The sequence below is a fragment of the Pararhodobacter sp. genome, from assembly GCF_034676075.1.
GTDB lineage: Bacteria > Pseudomonadota > Alphaproteobacteria > Rhodobacterales > Rhodobacteraceae > Pararhodobacter.
In genome coordinates, this window is record NZ_JAUCCQ010000075.1 from 1 (window position 1) to 17,818 (window position 17,818).

At 68.3% G+C, this 17,818-nt stretch carries 15 protein-coding genes; 4 read left to right on the forward strand and 11 right to left on the reverse strand.

The genetic code is table 11. The features are described from left to right. Window positions 1–113: 113 nt before the first annotated feature. The 6 genes from VDQ18_RS16400 to VDQ18_RS16425 form a co-directional block, all read right to left on the reverse strand. Window positions 114–533: a F0F1 ATP synthase subunit epsilon gene (locus VDQ18_RS16400; RefSeq protein WP_323021993.1), complete on the reverse strand. Its 420-nt coding sequence runs from the start codon at window positions 531–533 to the stop codon at window positions 114–116. Window positions 534–556: 23 nt separating this feature from the next. Then, a complete protein-coding gene (atpD, locus tag VDQ18_RS16405) occupies window positions 557–1,984 on the reverse strand; it encodes a F0F1 ATP synthase subunit beta (protein WP_323021994.1) in 1,428 nt (475 codons plus the stop codon). A 19-nt stretch (window positions 1,985–2,003) separates the two neighbouring features. Continuing rightward, window positions 2,004–2,873 (reverse strand): F0F1 ATP synthase subunit gamma, encoded by an 870-nt coding sequence (locus VDQ18_RS16410; RefSeq protein WP_323021995.1) that lies wholly within the window; start codon window positions 2,871–2,873, stop codon window positions 2,004–2,006. Window positions 2,874–2,895: 22 nt separating this feature from the next. Beyond that, window positions 2,896–4,434 carry a F0F1 ATP synthase subunit alpha gene (atpA, locus tag VDQ18_RS16415; protein ID WP_107749741.1) on the reverse strand — a complete coding sequence of 513 codons (1,539 nt, stop codon included), beginning with the start codon at window positions 4,432–4,434 and terminating at the stop codon, window positions 2,896–2,898. Further along, window positions 4,434–5,000 carry a F0F1 ATP synthase subunit delta gene (locus VDQ18_RS16420; protein ID WP_323022005.1) on the reverse strand — a complete coding sequence of 189 codons (567 nt, stop codon included), beginning with the start codon at window positions 4,998–5,000 and terminating at the stop codon, window positions 4,434–4,436. The genes atpA and VDQ18_RS16420 overlap by 1 nt, the downstream gene beginning before the upstream one ends. A gap of 268 nt (window positions 5,001–5,268) precedes the next feature. After that, a complete protein-coding gene (locus VDQ18_RS16425; RefSeq protein WP_323021996.1) occupies window positions 5,269–6,069 on the reverse strand; it encodes a class I SAM-dependent methyltransferase in 801 nt (266 codons plus the stop codon). A 95-nt stretch (window positions 6,070–6,164) separates the two neighbouring features. Between VDQ18_RS16425 and gloB the strand changes: the two genes are divergently transcribed. Next, complete coding sequence (gene gloB / locus VDQ18_RS16430) at window positions 6,165–6,917, forward strand: hydroxyacylglutathione hydrolase (protein WP_323021997.1); 753 nt, start codon at window positions 6,165–6,167, stop codon at window positions 6,915–6,917. Between the two features lie 236 nt (window positions 6,918–7,153). Beyond that, a complete protein-coding gene (gene clpA / locus VDQ18_RS16435; RefSeq protein ID WP_323021998.1) occupies window positions 7,154–9,475 on the forward strand; it encodes an ATP-dependent Clp protease ATP-binding subunit ClpA in 2,322 nt (773 codons plus the stop codon). Between the two features lie 476 nt (window positions 9,476–9,951). Here the strand turns inward: clpA and VDQ18_RS16440 are convergent, their stop codons facing one another. From VDQ18_RS16440 to VDQ18_RS16460, 5 genes are all read right to left on the reverse strand, one after another. Then, entirely contained in the window at window positions 9,952–11,136 is a 1,185-nt protein-coding gene (locus VDQ18_RS16440) for an acyl-CoA dehydrogenase family protein (protein WP_323021999.1), read from the reverse strand. A 5-nt stretch (window positions 11,137–11,141) separates the two neighbouring features. Continuing rightward, on the reverse strand, window positions 11,142–11,768 hold the full coding sequence (locus VDQ18_RS16445; RefSeq protein ID WP_323022000.1) for a glutathione S-transferase family protein: 627 nt from the start codon (window positions 11,766–11,768) through the stop codon (window positions 11,142–11,144). After that, window positions 11,765–13,621 (reverse strand): acetyl/propionyl/methylcrotonyl-CoA carboxylase subunit alpha, encoded by a 1,857-nt coding sequence (locus VDQ18_RS16450; RefSeq protein ID WP_323022001.1) that lies wholly within the window; start codon window positions 13,619–13,621, stop codon window positions 11,765–11,767. The genes VDQ18_RS16445 and VDQ18_RS16450 overlap by 4 nt, the downstream gene beginning before the upstream one ends. After that, window positions 13,618–15,159 carry an acyl-CoA carboxylase subunit beta gene (locus VDQ18_RS16455; RefSeq protein ID WP_323022006.1) on the reverse strand — a complete coding sequence of 514 codons (1,542 nt, stop codon included), beginning with the start codon at window positions 15,157–15,159 and terminating at the stop codon, window positions 13,618–13,620. Before VDQ18_RS16455 ends, VDQ18_RS16450 begins: the two co-directional genes overlap by 4 nt. A 190-nt stretch (window positions 15,160–15,349) precedes the next feature. Next, window positions 15,350–16,210, reverse strand: a complete 861-nt coding sequence (locus tag VDQ18_RS16460; RefSeq protein WP_323022002.1) for a 3-keto-5-aminohexanoate cleavage protein — start codon at window positions 16,208–16,210, stop codon at window positions 15,350–15,352. A 94-nt stretch (window positions 16,211–16,304) separates the two neighbouring features. On the opposite strand from VDQ18_RS16460, the gene VDQ18_RS16465 reads away from it, so the two are divergent. Together VDQ18_RS16465 and VDQ18_RS16470 are read left to right on the forward strand one after the other, a co-directional pair. After that, window positions 16,305–16,886: a TetR/AcrR family transcriptional regulator gene (locus tag VDQ18_RS16465; RefSeq protein WP_323022003.1), complete on the forward strand. Its 582-nt coding sequence runs from the start codon at window positions 16,305–16,307 to the stop codon at window positions 16,884–16,886. A gap of 55 nt (window positions 16,887–16,941) precedes the next feature. Beyond that, the gene (locus VDQ18_RS16470) at window positions 16,942–17,784 is read left to right on the forward strand and encodes a CPBP family intramembrane glutamic endopeptidase (protein WP_323022004.1); all 843 of its coding nucleotides are present in this window, start codon (window positions 16,942–16,944) and stop codon (window positions 17,782–17,784) included. Window positions 17,785–17,818: the final 34 nt, after the last annotated feature.

Below are 17,818 nucleotides of genomic sequence, written 5' to 3' on the forward strand. Positions count from 1 at the left end.
CTGGTCGCCCGAGGCGCCCGCGACAGCGGGCAACGAGGGCGAAACCCCTCCCCCGCCGCAAAACGAAAGCCCCGCCGGAGCGGGGCTTTTCAGCATTGCCAGGACGCCTGGCCTCAGAAGTTCGCCACATTCGGGTCGAGCCCGATATGCGTGCCCATCGCCACCATGTCGGCGAGCAGCTTGGCTGCGTCGTCGACGACGGTGTGATGCGCGTCCTTGTGGGCCTTGTGGGCCTCGGTCACCCAGTCGGTGTAGATCGCCTGCGTAACCTCCCCCTTGGGCAGCGAGCGTTCGGCCAGGACCGACACCCCTTCGGGCGTGATCTCGGCGAAGCCGCCGGTCACGGCGAATTCGGTCGTCTGACCGTTCGCCGTCACCTTCAGGATCCCGGGCCGCAGCGTGGTGATCAGCGGCGAATGCCCGGGCATCGCCGTCAGCTCACCGTCCGCGCCGGGGATCTGGACCTCGCTCGCCTGCGCGGACAGCAGTTTCCGCTCGGGCGAGACCAGGTCGAATTGCATCGTATCGGCCATGTTTGGCCCTCCTCTGCGTCAGATCAAGCGGCGGCGGCGAGGCGCTGCGCTTTGGCGACCGCTTCCTCGATGTCGCCGACCATGTAGAAGGCGGCTTCGGGCAGGTGGTCGTATTCGCCGGCAACCACGGCCTTGAACGAGGCGATGGTTTTCTCGAGCGGCACCTGGACGCCGTCCGACCCGGTGAAGACTTTCGCCACGTCGAAGGGCTGCGACAGGAAGCGCTGGATCTTCCGGGCGCGGGCCACGGTCAGCTTGTCCTCTTCCGACAGTTCGTCCATCCCGAGGATGGCGATGATGTCCTGGAGCGACTTGTAGCGCTGCAGGATCCCCTGCACGTCACGGGCGACCTGGTAATGCTCTTCGCCGATGATCTGCGGGTCCATGAGACGCGAGGTCGAGTCGAGCGGGTCCACGGCCGGATAGATGCCGAGTTCCGAGATCGCACGGTTGAGCACGGTCGTCGCGTCGAGGTGGGCGAAGGTCGTGGCAGGCGCCGGGTCGGTAAGGTCATCGGCCGGAACGTAGACGGCCTGGATCGAGGTGATCGAGCCGTTCTTGGTCGAGGTGATGCGTTCCTGCATCGCGCCCATGTCGGTGGCCAGCGTCGGCTGGTAGCCCACGGCCGAGGGAATACGGCCCAGAAGCGCCGACATTTCCGAACCCGCCTGGGTGAAGCGGAAGATGTTGTCCACGAAGAACAGCACGTCGGTCCCGGTGGCGTCGCGGAACTGCTCGGCCAGCGTCAGGCCGGTCAGCGCCACGCGGGCACGGGCGCCCGGCGGTTCGTTCATCTGGCCGAAGACCAGAGCGATTTTCGAGTCCGGCAGGTTGTCGGGGGTCAGAACGCCCGATTCGATCATCTCGTGGTAGAGGTCGTTCCCTTCACGGGTCCGCTCGCCCACACCGGCGAACACGGAGAGACCCGAGTGCACCTTGGCGATGTTGTTGATCAGTTCCTGGATCAGAACCGTCTTGCCCACACCGGCGCCGCCGAACAGGCCGATCTTGCCGCCCTTGGAATAGGGCGCCAGCAGGTCGATGACCTTGATGCCGGTGACGAGGATCTGCGCTTCGGTCGCCTGGTCGTCGAGGTTCGGCGCCGGGGCGTGGATCGGGCGGTATTCGTCAGCCTCGACCGGGCCCTTCTCGTCGACGGGCTCGCCCACGACGTTCAGGATGCGGCCCAGCGTGGCGATGCCCACGGGCACCTGGATCGGCGCGCCGGTATCGATCACGGCCTGGCCGCGGACCAGACCTTCGGTCGCGTCCATGGCGATGGTGCGCACGGTGTTCTCGCCGAGGTGCTGGGCAACTTCCAGCACCAGCTTCTTGCCGGCGTTTTCGGTGTTCAGGGCGTTCAGAATCGCGGGCAGGGTTCCTTCGAACTGCACGTCGACGACGGCGCCGATCACCTGGGTGACCTTGCCGGTGGCTTTTTCAGTGGCCATTGTGGTTTTCTCCGGTTCCTCAGAGCGCCTCGGCGCCCGAAATGATCTCGATCAGTTCGTTGGTGATGACAGCCTGACGCGAGCGGTTGAACTCGATGGTCAGCTTGTCGATCATGTCGCCCGCGTTGCGCGTCGCGTTGTCCATGGCCGACATCTGCGCGCCGTTGAACGAGGCGTTGTTCTCGAGCAGCGCGGTGAAGATCTGCGTGGCGATGGAGCGCGGCAGCAGGTCGGCGAGGATCGCTTCTTCCGAGGGTTCGTAATCATAGACCGCACCCGTATCGGCCACATCGGCGACCGGGGCGGGGATGATCTGCTGCGCGGTCGGGATCTGGCTGATCACCGACTGGAACCGGTTGAAGAAGATGGTCGCGACGTCGAACTCGCCGGCGTCGAAGCGGGCCATCACCAGGCGGGCGATGTCACGCGCGGTGTCGTAGCCGATCCGCTTGATCTCGGCCATGTCGACATGGCCGACCATGTATTCGCTCATGTCGCGGCGCAGCTGCTCGCGGCCCTTCTTGCCGACGGTGAGGATCTTCACCGTCTTGCCGGCCGCCAACAGTTCCTGGGCATGCGAACGCGCCAGTTTGACGATCGACGAGTTGAAGCCGCCGGCAAGGCCGCGCTCGCCGGTCATGACGACCAGCAAATGCACCTTGTCCGCGCCAGTTCCCGCCAGAAGGCGGGGCGCGCTGTCCGACCCCGCGACCGACGCCGCGAGACCGTTGACCACCGCTTCCATCCGCGCGGCATAGGGCCGCGCGGCCTCGGCCGCTTCCTGGGCACGGCGGAGCTTGGCCGCCGCGACCATCTGCATGGCCTTGGTGATCTTGCGAGTGTTCTTGACACTCGTGATCCGGTTTTTCAGGTCCTTGAGGCTAGGCATCTAGCGATCCTCTCCTCCGCGCTCAGGCGAAATCTTTGGCGAATTCGTCGATGGCGGCTTTGATCTTGGCTTCGGCCTCGCCCTTCACCTTGGGGTCTTCCTTGGTGATGAACTCCAGCACATCGGCGCGGTTGTTGCGCAGATGGGCCAGCAGGCCCTTCTCGAAGCGGCTCACGGCCGAGACCGGCAGCGCGTCGAGATAGCCGTTGGTGCCCGCGTAGATGACGCAGACGATCTCGGCGTTGGTGAGCGGCGCGTATTGCGGCTGCTTCATCAGCTCGGTCAGGCGCGCACCGCGGTTCAGCAGCTTCTGCGTCGCGGCGTCGAGGTCCGAGCCGAACTGCGCGAAGGCGGCCATTTCGCGGTACTGGGCGAGTTCCAGTTTCACCGGACCCGCGACCGATTTCATGGCGTTGGTCTGAGCCGACGAACCCACGCGCGACACCGACAGACCGGTGTTCACGGCCGGGCGGATACCCTGGTAGAACAGTTCGGTTTCCAGGAAGATCTGGCCGTCGGTGATCGAGATCACGTTGGTCGGGATGAAGGCCGACACGTCGCCGCCCTGGGTTTCGATGATCGGCAGCGCCGTCAGCGAGCCCGAGCCGAAGTCAGAGTTCAGCTTCGCCGAACGCTCCAGCAGGCGCGAGTGCAGGTAGAAGACGTCGCCCGGATAGGCTTCGCGGCCCGGCGGACGGCGCAGCAGCAGCGACATCTGGCGGTAGGCGACGGCCTGTTTCGAGAGGTCATCGTAAACGATCAGCGCGTGGCGGCCGTTGTCGCGGAAGTATTCCGCCATCGCGGTCGCGGCATAGGGCGCGAGGAACTGCATCGGCGCGGGGTCCGAGGCCGTCGCGGCGACGACGATCGAATATTCCAGCGCGCCGTTCTCTTCCAGCTTCTTGACCAGCTGGGCAACGGTCGAGCGCTTCTGGCCGATGGCGACATAGACGCAGTAGAGCTTCTTCGACTCGTCCGAACCGGCGGCGTCGTTGTACGACTTCTGGTTCAGGATCGCGTCGAGGGCGACGGCGGTCTTGCCGGTCTGACGGTCGCCGATGATCAGCTCACGCTGGCCGCGACCGATCGGGATCATGGCGTCGACCGATTTCAGGCCGGTGGCCATCGGCTCGTGCACTGATTTCCGCGGGATGATGCCCGGGGCTTTGACGTCGGCGATGCGGCGCTCGGTAAAGGCGATCGGGCCCTTGCCGTCGATCGGGTTGCCCAGACCGTCGACCACGCGACCCAGCAGGCCCTCACCGGCGGGCACGTCCACGATGGACTGCGTGCGCTTGACGGTGTCGCCTTCCTTGATCGAGCGGTCGTCACCGAAGATAACGATACCGACGTTGTCGCTTTCGAGGTTCAGCGCCATGCCGCGGATGCCGCCGGGGAATTCCACCATCTCGCCGGCCTGGACGTTGTCGAGGCCGTGGACACGGGCGATACCGTCACCCACCGAGAGGACGCGACCGACTTCGGCCACTTCGACCTGCTGGCCGAAGTTCTTGATCTGCTCCTTGAGGATCGCAGAGATCTCAGCTGCTTGGATACCCATTATCCGACCTCTTTCATGCTGTGCTGGAGGGCCGCGAGCTTTGACCTGATCGAGGTGTCGATCATCTTCGAGCCCACTTTGACAATCAGGCCACCGATGAGGTTCTCATCGACGGCGACATTCAGTTTCACGGTCTTGCCGACATTCGCCTTCAAGGTGGCGGCGAGCTGGTCGGCTTGTGCCTTGGTCAGCACCGTGGCCGAGGTGACCTCGGCGGTAATCTCGCCCTTCTCGTCGGCGATCTTGCGACGCAGCTCGGCGATGAGCTGAGGCAGCGCGAACAGGCGGCGGTTCTGGGCCATCATGCCCAGCGCGCCCTTGGTCGTCGCCGACACGCCGAGCTTGTCGGACAGGGCGGTGATCGCCTTGCCCAGGTCCTCACGGCTGTAAACCGGTGAGCTGAGCGCGGCCCGAAGGTCGGCGCTGTCGTTCAATGCGGTTTCCAGCGTGTCGAGATCGGCTTCCAGCGCGGTCAGGGCCGAGCCCTCTTTCGCCAGTTCGAAGATGGCGGTGGCATAGCGCGCGGCGATGCCTGTGGAGATCGAAGCAGGTTCGGACACGTCCACCCTTTCGAGTTTGTGCGCCCCTTGGACCTCGCGCAAGGCCCGGGCTGGTCTGGGTGCTCGTGAGGATTGCGCGGCACCCGAAATCGGCGCGGGTGTAGCAGAGCAAACCCCTCCCCGCAACCATCAACGAGGTGTGAACAACCCCCTTGTTAGCGCTTAGCCGGGCCTGTACCGGACAGAATGTCGCAGGCGCGGCGCTTTGCCGGCCGATCGCGTTGCCGCGGCGCAGAAAGAGGCGGTGCGGGACCGCCCGTTCGCGCGCGCGAATCTATAGATTCGTCGCTGGAATCGGTCTTGTCTCTCCGCTCGGTGTCGGTGCCTCGCGCCAGGCCGGTTGCGCGCCGCTGACCGGGATCCCTTCGAGTACCCGAAGCGGCATGCGCTCGGCCACCCGCAGCCCGCGGGGCGTGGCCGTGTCACGGCGCATCGCCTCGACGATCAGCACCCCGCCCAGCCGGTCCGGCCCCCAGTTGCGCCCGGCCTTCTCCAAGGTCCGGGCCGAGCGCAGCCAGAAGCGCCGCGACGAGGGCGGGAAGAACAGCGCCGTGGTATGGGCGGCGCAGACGAAGCCCGCCTCGGCCATCAGCCGCTCCATCTGACCGCGCGAATAGGGACGGCCGAAGCCGAAGGGCGTGGCATCCGACCGCGCCCAGAGCCCGCCGCGGCTGGGCACCACCACCAGCGCCCGGCCCTGGGGCGAGAGGACGCGATGCATCTCATCGAGCAGCGCCAGCGGATGATCCGAGGTCTCGAGCCCATGCATCACCACCAGCCGGTCGACGCTGTCATTGGCCAAGGGCCAGCGGGCCTCGTCACAGAGGACCGAGTGATTGGCGCCGTCCGCGGGCCAGTGCATCACGCCCTGCGGGCCCGGCATCAGCCCGATGACCCGCTCGGCCGTGCCCAGAAACGGCCTGAGCAGCGGCACCGCGAAACCATAGCCCGCCAGCGTCAGGCCCCGCGTGTCGCCCCAACGCTCGACCACCCGGTCGCGCACGCCCTTCTGCGCCGCACGCCCCAGCTGGCTGCGGTAATAGAAGTCGCGCAAGACTTGCACGTCGAGATGCATTGAACCCCGGGGCCGGCTGAGACAGACTGCACCCTGCCCCATCGCAATCGCTTTGCAAAGCCTGCGATTGCCGCAGGTCGCCGCAGGAGTTTCCCATGACCATCGAGATCATCCGCTGTCTTCAGGACAATTACGCCTACCTCGTCCATGACGCGGCGACCGGCGACACGACCCTGATCGACGCGCCCGAGGCCGCCCCGATCCTCGCCCGGCTTGCCGAACGCGGCTGGCGGCTGGCGCGGATCTACATCACCCATCACCACAACGACCACATCGACGCCGTGCCCGAAATTGTCGCCGCCACCGGCGCTACCGTCTGGGGCGCGAAAGCCGATGCCCACCGCCTGCCGCCGCTGGACCACGCCTTCGCGCCCGGCGACACCCTGCCGGGCGGGGCCGAGGTGCTGGACGCCCCCGGCCACACGCTGGGCCATGTCGCCTTCCATTACGCGGCGTTGAAAGCGCTGTTCTCGGCCGACAGCCTGATGACCCACGGCTGCGGGCGACTTTTCGAGGGCACGGCCGAGCAGATGTTCACCACCATCGCCCGCTTCAACGCCCTGCCCGCCGATACCCGGGTGCTGTCGGGCCATGATTACGCCCGCGCCAACCTCGCCTTCGCCGCCCGCTATGCGCCCGATGCCTCGGCGCTGGCGGTCCGGCAGGCCGCCTTGCCGCGTCTGGCCGAGGAAGGGCTGCCCACCACCGGCACCACCCTTGAAAGTGAGCGCCTCCTGAACCCATATCTGCGCTGCCACCTGCCCGAGGTGGCGGCCGCCGCCGGGCTTGCGGGCGCCGACCCCCTCAGCGTCTTCACGGCGATCCGTCGCCAAAAGGACAACGCCTGATTGTGCGGGCACCCCTCAGCCCCCTCCCGCAAGGGTTTTCGGGCCCGGGGTGCCGCCCGAAAAGGCGGCAAACTGAATCGTGACGCATTTCTCGTGCAGAAAACACTTGAAGCGCCGCGGGGAAAACCAAAGTTTAATCACATGGACCCACCCTGTGGTGGCCCGGGTCCCCGCCCTCCCACGGTCGCGGACCCGCACAAAGCGGCCCCGGCCGCATAATATGAAGGAGCAAGGACGTGCCCTCGTTTTCTGCGACCCTTGAACAGGCGATCCACGGCGCGCTGGCTCTGGCCAACACCCGCCGGCACGAGCTTGCCACGCTCGAGCACCTCTTGCTCGCGCTTCTCGACGAACCCGACGCCGCGCGCGTCATGCAGGCCTGCAACGTCGATCTCGACGAGCTTCGCAAGACGCTCGACGAATTCATCGACGATGACCTGTCCACCCTCATCACCAATGTCGAAGGCTCCGAAGCGGTCCCCACCGCCGCCTTCCAGCGCGTCATCCAGCGCGCTGCCATTCATGTGCAAAGCTCGGGCCGGAACGAGGTCACGGGCGCCAATGTGCTGGTGGCGATCTTTGCCGAACGCGAATCGAACGCGGCCTATTTCCTGCAAGAACAGGACATGACCCGCTACGACGCGGTCAATTTCATCGCCCATGGCGTGGCCAAGAACCCCGGCTTCTCCGAGGCCCGCCCGGTCACCGGGGCCGAGGAAGGACAGTCCGAGCAGACCTCGGCGCCCAAGGTCGATCCCAAGGATTCGGCGCTGGCCAAGTATTGCGTCGACCTGAACCAGAAGGCCCGCAAGGGCGACGTGGACCCGCTGATCGGCCGCCATTCGGAAGTCGAACGCGCGATCCAGGTCCTGTGCCGCCGGCGCAAGAACAACCCGCTCCTGGTGGGTGACCCCGGCGTCGGCAAGACCGCGATTGCCGAGGGCCTCGCCAAGAAGATCGTCGATGGCGAGACTCCGGATATCCTGGCGGGCTCGACCATCTACTCGCTCGACATGGGCGCGCTCCTGGCCGGCACGCGGTATCGCGGCGATTTCGAAGAGCGGCTGAAAGCCGTGGTCAAGGAACTCGAGGATCACGAGGATGCCGTCCTCTTCATCGACGAGATCCACACGGTGATCGGCGCGGGCGCGACCTCGGGCGGGGCGATGGATGCCTCGAACCTGCTGAAACCCGCGCTGCAGGGCGGCAAGCTGCGCTGCATGGGCTCCACCACCTACAAGGAGTTCCGCCAGCACTTCGAAAAGGACCGTGCGCTCAGCCGCCGGTTCCAGAAGATCGACGTGAACGAGCCGACGGTCGAGGATTCGGTGAAGATCCTGATGGGGCTGAAACCCTATTTCGAGAAGCACCATGACCTGCGCTACACCAATGACGCGATCAAGGTCGCGGTGGAGCTCAGCTCGCGCTACATCAACGACCGCAAGCTGCCCGACAAGGCCATCGACGTGATCGACGAGGCGGGCGCGGCCCAGCACCTGGTGCCGCATGCCAAACGGCGCAAGACCATCACGCCGAAGGAGATCGAGGCCGTGGTGGCGAAGATCGCCCGCATCCCGCCGAAGAACGTGTCGAAAAACGACACCGAGCTGCTGCGCGACCTGGAAACGACGCTGAAACGCGTGGTCTTCGGTCAGGACAACGCCATCGAGGCGCTGTCCTCGGCCATCAAGCTGGCCCGCGCGGGGCTGCGCGAACCGGAGAAGCCGATCGGCAACTACCTCTTCGCGGGCCCGACCGGCGTCGGCAAGACCGAGGTGGCGAAGCAACTGGCCAATACGCTGGGCGTGGAACTGCTGCGGTTCGACATGTCGGAATACATGGAGAAACACGCGGTCTCGCGGCTGATCGGCGCCCCGCCCGGCTATGTCGGCTTCGACCAGGGGGGCCTCCTGACCGATGGCGTCGACCAGCATCCGCATTGCGTGCTGCTGCTCGACGAGATCGAGAAGGCGCATCCGGATGTCTACAACATCCTCCTGCAGGTGATGGACCACGGCAAACTGACCGACCATAACGGCCGTCAGGTGGATTTCCGCAACGTGATCCTGATCATGACCTCGAACGCGGGCGCCACCGAACAGGCGAAGGCGGCGATCGGCTTCGGCCGCGACCGGCGCGAGGGCGAGGATACCGCCGCCATCGAGCGGACCTTCACGCCCGAGTTCCGCAACCGTTTGGACGCGGTGATCAGCTTCGCGCCGCTCGGCAAGGGCACGATCATGAAAGTGGTCGAGAAGTTCGTGTTGCAGCTGGAAGCGCAGCTGATGGACCGCAACGTGACCTTCGAGCTGTCCGAGGCCGCGGCCGCCTGGCTGGGCGACAAGGGCTATGACGACAAGATGGGCGCCCGGCCGCTGGCCCGGGTGATCCAGGAGAACGTCAAGAAGCCTCTGGCCGAGGAACTGCTCTTCGGCCGCCTGACCAAGGGCGGGCTGGTCCGCGTGGTCGTGCGCGACAACAAGATCGTGCTCGAAATCGAAGAGAACGACAAACCGCGCATCGCCGGTTCCAAACCGCCGCTGCTGACGGCCGACTGAAACAGAAAAGGCGCCCCCCGGGGCGCCTTTTCCTTGAGGCCTCGGCCAATCGCCCGGACCGCAAGGGGTTTCGCCCTCGTTGCCCGCTGCCGCGGGCGCTTCGGGCGACCAGCGGCGCGGCGTGCCGCCGCGTCGAAGAAAGGGGGGCCGTCTGCCCCCCTCTTGACCCAGGGGCTGGCCCGGCCCTTCGCTTACGCTCCGGGCGTTCGGGCCTGACGACGCGCCACTGGCGCCTCGTCCGGGCGGCCCTCACCCCCGAGGATATTTGAAGAACGAAGATGCGCAGTGAGGGCGCCCTACCCCTCATCTTCGTTCTTCAAATATCCTCGGGGGTCCGGGGGCAGAAGGCCCCCGGGTCTCTCAACCAGTGCCAAGCTCTCCGCGGCGGGAGGCGCGCGGGCTGGGCGGGCGGGAGCGCGCCTCCCGCCGCTTCGCACCGGCGTCGAGCGACCGCGCGGCCTGGCGCTCCCCTGCCCTCAGCCCAGCCTCAGGCCCCGGGCGCGGAAGAGTTCCTCGGCGACGATGAGCTTGCGCACCTCGGTCGTCCCGCCGCCCAGCGAGGCGATCCGGGCGTTGCGGTAATGGCGGTTCACCTCCGTCTCCCAGACGAAGCCCGACCCGCCATGAATCTGCACCGCCAGATCCGTCACCTTGGCGATCATCGCCGCCCCGTTCAGCACGGCGCCGGCGCAGAGCTGATGCACCCGGCCGCGGCCGCCCTCGCCCCGGCGCAGGGCATCGCAGGCAGCAAGCGCCTGATAGGTATAGACCCGCGCCGCCTCCAGTGCGGTCGACATCTCGGCCAGATGCGACTGGATCATCTGGAAGCTGCCGATCGGCCGGCCGAACTGCTTGCGGGTCGCGGCATAGTCCAAGGACAGGTCCAGACAGCGCTGTGCCGCCCCCAGATAGGGCGTGCCGAGGAAGGCGCGCTCGATGTCGAGGCCCGACATGACGATGCCGACGCCCTGGTTCTCGGCCCCCAGCAGGTTCGCCGCGGGCACCCGCACACCCTCGAAGACCAGCTCGCCCGTGGGGCAGCCGCGCCAGCCCATCTTGGTGAGCGTCTGAGCGACCGAGAAACCGGGCGTCCCCGTCTCGACCACGAAGGCCGAGATGCCCTTGGGGCCGAGGTCCGGCGCGGTCTTGGCGTAGGTCAGCACCAGATCCGCCACCGGCCCGTTCGAGATGAACATCTTGCGGCCGGTCAGCACGTAATCCCCGCCATCCCGCACCGCCCGCAGGGCCATCGACCCCAGCGCGTCGGATCCCGCGCCGGGCTCGGTCAGGCCCAGCGCGCCGATCTTGCGGCCGGCGATCAGGTCGGGGGCGAAGCGTGCGATCTGCTCGGGCGTGCCGTTCCTGAGAATGTTGTTGAGGCACAGGTTCTCGTGCGGGCCCCAGACGAAGGCGGCATTCGTGTTCCAATAGCCGAAGGCCTCGCCGACCAGCCCGGCCGAGACCAGATCCATCCCCGCCCCGCCCAGATCCGGCGGCGCGGTCAGCCCGCAATAGCCGTCCGCACCCAGCCGGGCGATCAGATCGGGGGGAAACCAATCCTCGTCATCCATCCGGGCGAACAGCGGGTGCAGCTCGGCCTCGGCATAGCGGAAGGCGGCGTCATAAAGGCCGCGCTGGTCGTCGGTCAGGTCGAATTGCATCGGCATCATCCCAGCAGGGGACCGCCCTGCCCGTTCGCCCGCTGGAAGGCGGGGCGCGCGGTCAGGCGGTCGAGATACGCGCGGGTCTGCGGTTTCAACGAAGCCCCAAGTCCGATCGTCTCGGCCAGATAGAGCGCGTAGCCCACGGCGATATCGGCGGCGGTGAAGCGGTCGGCGGCGAGGTAGTCGTGGCTCTCAAGCCGGGCGTTCACCAGTTTCAGCCGCGAGAAGAACCATTGCGTGTAATCCTCGACCACCTGCGGCTGGCGGCGCTCCTTCGGCTCGAACCGGCCGTAGCGCAGAAGCAGCGTCTGCGGAAAGGTCAGCGTCGCGTCGGAGTGATAGAGCCAGTTCAGCCAGTCGCCATAGGCCGGATCCTCGGGCGCGACGGCCAGCCCCCCCTCGCCATAGCGACGGGCGAGGTAATGAGCGATGGCGGAGGATTCGGTCATCCGCGTGTCGCCATCGGTCAGATAGGGCACGGTGCCCAGCGGGTTGATGGCGGTATAGCCCGGGTCGGTGACGCGGGGCGGGAATTTCAGCAGGTGCAGCCGATAGTCCAGCCCCAGCTCCTCGAGCGTCCAGAGCGCGCGGAGCGAGCGGGAATCCTTGCAATGCCAGAGTTCGATCATGAATCCTCCGGGGTGATCTCGATCAGGATTTGGCGGGCGCGAACCTGTGCGCCCGGGGTCAGGGTCAGCGCCGTGACGCGCCCGGCGATGGGCGCGCGCAGCGGGTGTTCCATCTTCATCGCCTCCAGCACGGCGAGGGTCTGGCCCTTCTCGACCCGCGCGCCCTCGGCGACCAGCACCTGCACGACGCTGCCGGCCATCGGCGCCAGAACCCGCCCGTCGCCGCCCTCGTCCCGCACCGCCGCGGGGGCGAGCGTGATGTCGGTGAGAATCAGGTCGCCGATGCACAGCACCGCCCCCTCCTGCGCAAAGGGCAGGTCGCGGGCGATGCCGTCGATGCGGGCGCGGACATGGGTTTTATCCCGCGAATCCAGCGTGATGCGGCGCCCGTCCGGCAGGATCGCGCTGGACCCGTCAAGGGTCAGCGAGACCTCCTCAACCCCGCTGCCGGTATCGAACCGCCGGGTCAGCCGTGGCGCCGGCCCCGTGGTGAAACCGAACCGCCTCGCCGGGGCGCCGGCCAGCACCAGCACGGCCAGCGCCAGCAGCGCCGGGTCCGGTTCGCTTGCCGCCGGGGTGAAATCGCGGGTCAGGAAGGCGGTGGTCGCCTGCCCCTCGGCAAAGACCGGATGGTCCACGACCTCGCGTAGGAAGGACAGGTTGCTCCGCAGGCCCAACAGCGCGGTCCGCGCCAGCCCCTCCCCCAGCGCCTGCCGCGCTTCCTCGCGTGTCTCGCCCTGGGCGATGAGCTTGGCCAGCATCGGATCGAAACCGGCACCGACCGCCTGCCCCGCGACCAGCGCGTGATCCGCCCGCAGCCCCGCGCCCGGCTGCCAGTGGTGCACCACCCCGGTCTGCGGCAGGTAGCCGTTCGCCGGGTCCTCGGCATAAAGCCGCACTTCGATGGCGTGGCCGCTGAGTGCGATCTCCTCCTGCCGCAGCGGCAGCGCCTCGCCCCGGGCCACCCGGAACTGCCAGTCTACCAGATCGAGGCCCGTGACCGCCTCGGTCACCGGATGTTCGACCTGCAACCGGGTGTTCATCTCCAGAAACCAGAAATCGCCGTCTTCCAGCAGGAATTCCACCGTCCCCGCGCCGACATAGCCGCAGGCCCGGGCCAGGGCGACCGCCGCCGCCCCCATCCGCTCGCGCAAAGCGGCGTCCACGGCGGGCGAGGGCGCTTCCTCCACCACCTTCTGGTGCCGCCGCTGGATCGAGCAATCCCGCTCGCCCAGATGCACCACATTCCCGTGCCGGTCACCGAAGACCTGCACCTCGACATGCCGCGGGTTCAAGAGCGCCTTCTCGACGATCAGGCTGCCGTCGCCGAAGCTCTTCAGCGCCTCCGAGGCGGCGCGGTCCAGCGCCTCGGGCAACTCGGCCAGATCCGTGACCAGCCGCATCCCCTTGCCGCCGCCGCCCATCGCCGCCTTGACCATCAGCGGCACGCCGATGGCTTTCGCCGCCTCCGGCCCGCCGCCGGGCAACACCGGCACCCCCGCCGCCGCGGCCGCGTCCTTGGCCCGCCCCTTGTCGCCCATCAGCGCGATGGCCTCGGGCGAGGGGCCGACGAAGATCAACCCCGCCTCGGCGCAAGCCCTCGCGAAACCCGCATTCTCAGACAGGAACCCATAACCCGGATGGACCATCCCGGCGCCTGTCGCCCGTGCAGCAGCGATCACCGCTGCCCCGTCCAAATAGGACAGCACCTCCACCGCCAGATCCGCCGCCCGCGCATGCAGCGCGTCGCCCTCGCCCGGCGCATGCACCGCGACACAGCCGTAGCCCAGCGCCCGCGCCGTCCGCATCACCCTGAGCGCGATCTCTCCCCGGTTCGCAACCAGCACCCTCATAGCCGCGCCACCCCGAAGGTTGTCTCTCGCGTGACCCGGGCGCCCTCACTGGCGATGAGCCCCAACACCAGCCCCAGAATGTCGCGCGTCTGGCGCGGGTCGATGATCCCGTCATCCTCGAGCCGCGCCGAGGACGCCAGCGCCGTCGTCGCCTCGGCCAGCATCGCCGCTGTCCCCTGCTCCAGCGCGTCGAGCCTGGCGCTGTCCACCGCGCCCGCCCGCTGCATCGCCGCCTCGGTCACGATCCGCATCACCTGCCCCGCCTGCGCCGGCCCCATGACCGAGGTCCGCGCGTTCGGCCAGGCGAACAGGAAGCGCGGGTCGAACCCCCGCCCGCACATCGCGTAATTCCCCGCCCCATAGGAGCCGCCGACTACCACCGACAGTTTCGGCACCCGCGCATTGGCCACCGCCTGGATCATCTTCGACCCGTGCTTGATGATGCCGGCGCGCTCCGGCTCGGTCCCCACCAGAAACCCGGTGGTGTTGTGCAGGAAGAGGAGCGGCATGCCCGCCTGATCGCAGAGCTGGATGAACTGCCCCGCCTTCGCCGCCCCCTGCGCGGTGATCGGGCCATTGTTGCCGATGATCCCAATCGCATGCCCCTCGATCCGCGCGTGGCCGCAGAGCGTCGCCGCGTCATACTCCGGCTTGAAGTCGAGGAAGTCCGACCCGTCCACCAGCCGGGCGATGATCTCGCGGCAATCGTAGGGTTGCTTGGCATCGGCCGGCACCAGCCCCATCAGGTCCGTGGCCGGGAACAAGGGCGCCTCGACGGCCGCCGCGCCGCCATCCCGAGGCCAGCGCAAGGCGGCGATCACCGCCCGCGCCAGCCGGATCCCGTCCGCGTCATCCTCAGCCAGGTAATCGCCGACGCCCGAGACCTGGGTATGCATCGCCGCCCCGCCCAGGTCCTCGTCAGTCGCCACCTCGCCGGTCGCGGCCTTCAAGAGCGGCGGCCCGGCCAGGTACATCGTCGCCTGCCCCCGAACCATGATGACGTAATCCGACAGCCCCGGCTGATAGGCGCCGCCCGCGGTGGCCGAGCCATGCACCACCGTCACCTGCGGAATGCCCAGCGCCGAAAGCCGCGCCTGATTGGCGAAACCGCGCCCGCCCGGAATGAACACCTCATGCGCGTATTGCAGGTTCGCCCCGCCCGATTGGCTGAGCGACACCAGGGGCAACCGGTTCTCCCGCGCCACCTCCTGCAAGCGCAGCTTCTTGGCCAGCCCGTCCGGCGTCACCGTCCCGCCCTTCACGGCGAAATTGTCGACCACCACGACGCAGGACCGCCCCTCGATCCGCCCGATCCCGGCAATGGCCCCGGCCCCCGCCCCGGTCCCGTCCTTGTCTCCGTACCGCTTCCACCCGGCATAGGCGCAAAGCTCCAGCCAAGGCGCGCCGGGGTCCAGCAGCAGGGCCAGACGCTCGCGCGGCAACAATTGCCCGCGCCTGGCATAGCGCGCCCGCACCGCCTCCGCCGCCGCCTCCACCGCCTCCCGCACCGCCAGCACCGGCGCCACTGCCGCCTCCATCGCCGCCGCATTCGCCGCGAAAGCCGCGCTCCCCGCCTCGCACGATGCGCTCAGAACCGCCACCAGCGCCCCCTCTTCTTTGTGCCACAAATATCCTCGGGGGGCGGGGCCGGTACGGCCCCGGCGGGGGGCAGACAGCCCCCCGAGGCGCGCCGAACCCCCTCAATGGGGGTGAGGCGCGCCGCCTCCCTCACGCCAGCCCCCAGAGGATTCGCGCCTCGGCGGCGGAAGCAACCGACCGCCCGGCCTCCCGCGCCACCGCGGCCAACGCCGCGACCAGATCGCCATTGCCGCGCGCCCGCGCCCCATGCGGCAGATAGAACGTGTCCTCCAGCCCGGTCCGCAGATGCCCGCCCAGCTCCGCCGCCTTCCGGTGCAGATCCCAGACCTCGGCCCGTCCGATCACCGTCGCCTGCCAGGGACAGTCCTCGGGCCGGTATTTCAGCAACAAGGGCAGCAGATCGGGATCGGCGGGCATGCCCGAGGCCACGCCCATCACGAAATTCACCTGCGGCGCGGCCACCATCCCGGCCTCGGCGAACATCCCCACCGAGCGGACGATCCCGGTATCGAAACACTCGAACTCGGGCTTGGTCCCCGTCTCCGCCATCACGGCGACGATCTCGGCCACCTTTTCGACCGGGTTGTCGAACAGCATCGGCGGCCAGGCCCAGCCCCCGTCCGCCCGGGTTTTCAGATAGTTGAGCGAGCCCGCGTTGCAGGCGGCGATCTCGGGCCTGCCCGCCCGCAGGCAGGCGATCGGCCCCGACTGGTCGCGCCCCACGACGCCGGTGGTGAAGTTCAGGATCACCCCCGAGCAGGCCTCGCGGATGGCGGCCGCCACCTCGACCGCCAGCGCCGGGTCCCAGCTGGGCAGATGCCCGCGCCCCGCGCCCTGCTGGCGGAAATGCACATGCATGCAGACCGCGCCCGCCTCCCAGGCCTCCCGCGCGCTGGCGGCGAGTTCGGCGGGCGTCACCGGCACCGGATGGCTGCGCGGATCGGTCAAGACCCCGGTCAGCGCGCAGGTGATGATCGCCTTCTCGGGCATCGGCTCCTCCCCGTTTCGGTCAGCCTAACCGCCCGGCCACACCCCAAGCAAGCGCTTGGTTGTCTTCCGCCACGTCACGGGCTAGACCTTGCCCATGCAGGCGCCGCTCTTCGACCCCGACAAACCCCGCGACCGGCTCCTCGCCGCCGCCGCCCGGCTGTTCCGCCAGCGGGGCTATGCCGCGACCACGGTGCGCGAGATCGGGGCCGAGGTCGGGATCCTCTCCGGCTCGCTCTTCCACCATGTCCGTTCGAAGGAGGAGATCCTCTTCGCCGTCATGGAACGGGTGATTACCGCGATGCTGGCCGATCTGTCCGCCGAGCTGGCCCGCGCGCCTGACACCGAGGCCCGGCTGCGGGCCCTGATCGCCGTCGAGCTGACCTATCTGCACGGCCCGGCCGCCGATGCCACCGCCGTCCTGTTCCACGAATGGCGGGCCCTTTCGGCCGAGCGGCAGGCGGTGCTGCTGGATGGCCGCAGCGCCTATTTCGCGCTCTGGGACCGGGTTCTGGCCGAGGCCGGAACGCCGCTGGACCCCGCCGTCCTGCGGCAATTCCTGCATGGGGCGCTGGCCTGGACCAGTTTCTGGTATCGGCCAGAGGGCGCGCTCGACCTCGACGGGCTGAGCGCACAGGCGCTGGCCCTGCTGCAAGGCGCGGCCCTGCCCTTGCGCTGACGCAAGCCCACCCGCAGGATGCGCCCGACCCGACCCCTCCGCGCCAGGAACCCCGATGCAAGGACCCTCCGATGAGCCCCGCGGCCCCGCCTGGCGCGGCCGCCCCGCCCGGCCCCGCCGGCCGCTCGGCCTGCCCGGTGCGCTGGCGTTGCTCGGGCTCTGGACCTTCGCCACGCTCGCCAATGCCTTCCCGGGCCTGACCGGCGGCGCGCTGCTGTCGCCGCTGCCGCAGGTGCTGGCGACGCTCATCCTGCTGGCATCGCTTGCGATTTTTCGCTGGTCGGACACGGCCCTCGCTCTGCCCGTGCCCGGCACCTGGCGGCTGTTCTGGCTGCCCTACCTCTACCTGCCGCTCTTCGCGGCGGGGATCTGGTCCTTCGGCGGCATCCCGGCCTCGCTGCTGATCGCGCTGGCCGCGGCGATGGTCTGGGTGGCGCTGTCCGAAGAGCTGATGTTTCGCGGGCTCCTCTTCCCGGCGCTGCGGCGGCGCTTCCGGCCCTGGGCCGCGATCTGGCTCACCAGCCTGCTCTTCGGCGCGGTCCATCTGGGGAACGGCTGGATCGAGGGCGCCCACGGGCTGGCGCTGGGACAAAGCCTGGCGGCGGTCTCGACCGGGCTGGTGCTTCTGGCGATGCGCCTCAGGACCGGCTCGCTCTGGCTGCCGATGCTCTATCACTTCCTGTGGAACATCGGCAGTTTCGGGCTGGACGCGGCCCTCGCCCGGCAGGGCAACGGCCCCGACTGGCTGACCGACCCGAATCCGCTTGTCCGGATTGCGGTGTCTCTCGGTCTGGTGCTGCCGAACGGGCTTTACGCGCTCTGGCTGATGCGTGGCGTCGGTCGCGGGGACCTGCCCGGCGATGTGCCGGGACCGAACAGGGAGGGTGGTAGCCGCTGAGGGACTCGAACCCTCACGCCCATCCGGGCAACGG

Coding starts and splice junctions, on each gene's coding strand:
- gloB (WP_323021997.1), top strand. CDS start 6,165: ATGACCATCGAGATCATCCGCTGTCTTCAGGACAATTACGCCTACCTC.
- VDQ18_RS16425 (WP_323021996.1), bottom strand. CDS start 6,069: ATGCATCTCGACGTGCAAGTCTTGCGCGACTTCTATTACCGCAGCCAG.
- VDQ18_RS16450 (WP_323022001.1), bottom strand. CDS start 13,621: ATGAGGGTGCTGGTTGCGAACCGGGGAGAGATCGCGCTCAGGGTGATG.
- VDQ18_RS16445 (WP_323022000.1), bottom strand. CDS start 11,768: ATGATCGAACTCTGGCATTGCAAGGATTCCCGCTCGCTCCGCGCGCTC.
- VDQ18_RS16410 (WP_323021995.1), bottom strand. CDS start 2,873: ATGCCTAGCCTCAAGGACCTGAAAAACCGGATCACGAGTGTCAAGAAC.
- VDQ18_RS16455 (WP_323022006.1), bottom strand. CDS start 15,159: ATGGAGGCGGCAGTGGCGCCGGTGCTGGCGGTGCGGGAGGCGGTGGAG.
- atpA (WP_107749741.1), bottom strand. CDS start 4,434: ATGGGTATCCAAGCAGCTGAGATCTCTGCGATCCTCAAGGAGCAGATC.
- VDQ18_RS16465 (WP_323022003.1), top strand. CDS start 16,305: ATGCAGGCGCCGCTCTTCGACCCCGACAAACCCCGCGACCGGCTCCTC.
- VDQ18_RS16440 (WP_323021999.1), bottom strand. CDS start 11,136: ATGCAATTCGACCTGACCGACGACCAGCGCGGCCTTTATGACGCCGCC.
- atpD (WP_323021994.1), bottom strand. CDS start 1,984: ATGGCCACTGAAAAAGCCACCGGCAAGGTCACCCAGGTGATCGGCGCC.
- VDQ18_RS16400 (WP_323021993.1), bottom strand. CDS start 533: ATGGCCGATACGATGCAATTCGACCTGGTCTCGCCCGAGCGGAAACTG.
- VDQ18_RS16470 (WP_323022004.1), top strand. CDS start 16,942: ATGCAAGGACCCTCCGATGAGCCCCGCGGCCCCGCCTGGCGCGGCCGC.
- VDQ18_RS16460 (WP_323022002.1), bottom strand. CDS start 16,210: ATGCCCGAGAAGGCGATCATCACCTGCGCGCTGACCGGGGTCTTGACC.